The sequence below is a fragment of the Morganella sp. HMSC11D09 genome (assembly GCF_001807955.1).
GTDB classification, from domain to species: Bacteria; Pseudomonadota; Gammaproteobacteria; order Enterobacterales; family Enterobacteriaceae; genus Morganella; species Morganella morganii.
This window is the reverse complement of sequence record NZ_KV791699.1, coordinates 3,561-4,790: the sequence shown is the minus strand read 5'-3', so window position 1 is coordinate 4,790 and position 1,230 is coordinate 3,561. Positions and strand designations below refer to the sequence as shown.

At 49.3% G+C, this 1,230-nt stretch carries 3 protein-coding genes; all 3 read left to right on the top strand.

Annotated features, from left to right (window positions below):
• The coding region (locus HMPREF3119_RS14105; RefSeq protein ID WP_246829284.1) for a phage tail tape measure protein at nt 1–655 on the top strand (655 nt) is incomplete at its 5' end.
• A gap of 2 nt (nt 656–657) precedes the next feature.
• Entirely contained in the window at nt 658–867 is a 210-nt protein-coding gene (locus HMPREF3119_RS14100) for a hypothetical protein (protein WP_070580067.1), read from the top strand.
• Nucleotides 868–910: 43 nt separating this feature from the next.
• A partial coding sequence (locus HMPREF3119_RS18870) for a phage tail protein (protein WP_083297281.1) occupies nt 911–1,230 on the top strand: 320 nt, incomplete at its 3' end.

Genomic DNA, 1,230 nt, shown 5'->3' with positions numbered 1-1,230 from the left:
GATGGAAGACTGGGTTGCTGAGGCCGGAGATTATGCGGAGCAAACCGCATCAGCAGTGCAGAGCGCCATGGGCGGTATGGTGAATAACATCACTGACATGCTGAACGGAAATAAAGCCAGCTGGCGCGACTGGTCAATAGATGTCCTTAAATCCATCCAGAAAATACTGGTTAACGCGGCCATTGTGAACAGCATTAAATCAATGGCTGGTGCTGGCGGGTGGATTGGTCAGATTGGAGGATTTCTAAGTGGTGGCATTACAGCGAATGCCAAAGGTGGGGTTTATGATTCTCCTGGACTGAGTACATATAGTAACCAAGTCGTCAGCAGCCCGACACTGTTTGCTTTTGCTAAGGGAGGTGCGCCGAGCGCTGGACTGATGGGCGAAGCTGGACCGGAAGCCATTATGCCCCTTAAACGCGGGCCGGACGGGAATCTCGGTGTACGGGTATATGGTGGTGATGGCGGCGGCACTGGTGGTTTTTCCGTCAGTATAGGAGATATTCATTTTGAAAAAACAAATGGTGGTGATGGTTCATCATCTGATGCCGCCGGGATAAAGCAGCAATTAAAGACTGCTGTTATCGAGACTATCAGTGATCAGGCTCAGAGACCAGGCACCCCGCTCTGGAATGCAATAAACGGTAGGAGATAAAAATGCTTTACATGGTCCAGGATATTACGGCGTTTGATAATGAAAATGGTGCTGGAATTGTAGCAACGGTGCATGTTTATTTGGATGATGATACACCACTTTCCGATATCCGAATTAGTGTGCGGCTCCCTTTAATGAAGAATAGCACGTTGTCAGATATAGAGGTGGCGGCTATTGAACAGGCCAAGGATAAACTACAAAAAGCACAATAATTGATAATGACCCGCTCCGGCGGGTTTTTTATTGGTGGTAATAATGATAGACACATTCACCTGGTATCCCCGTGTAAACCCCACGGAGGATATCACCTATAAAACCCGCAAGGCTAAATTCGGTGATGGTTATGAGCAGGTGTTCGGTGACGGTATCAACGCACGCAGCCAAAAGTGGTCACTGGAATTTACCGGTCGCGGTGAGTATATCGCGGCCATCCGTCAGTTTATCGACCGTCACGGCGGTATAAGGGCTTTTCAGTGGAGTCCGCCGCTTGAGCCTGTCGGTTTGTACCGGTGCGACGAGCATAAACTCACCCCGCTCGGCGGCGGCAACTATTCACTTTCTCTCACTTTTACCCA

Excerpts from the sequence above, each read along its gene's own strand:
- HMPREF3119_RS14100 (WP_070580067.1), top strand. The coding sequence starts at position 658 with ATGCTTTACATGGTCCAGGATATTACGGCGTTTGATAATGAAAATGGT.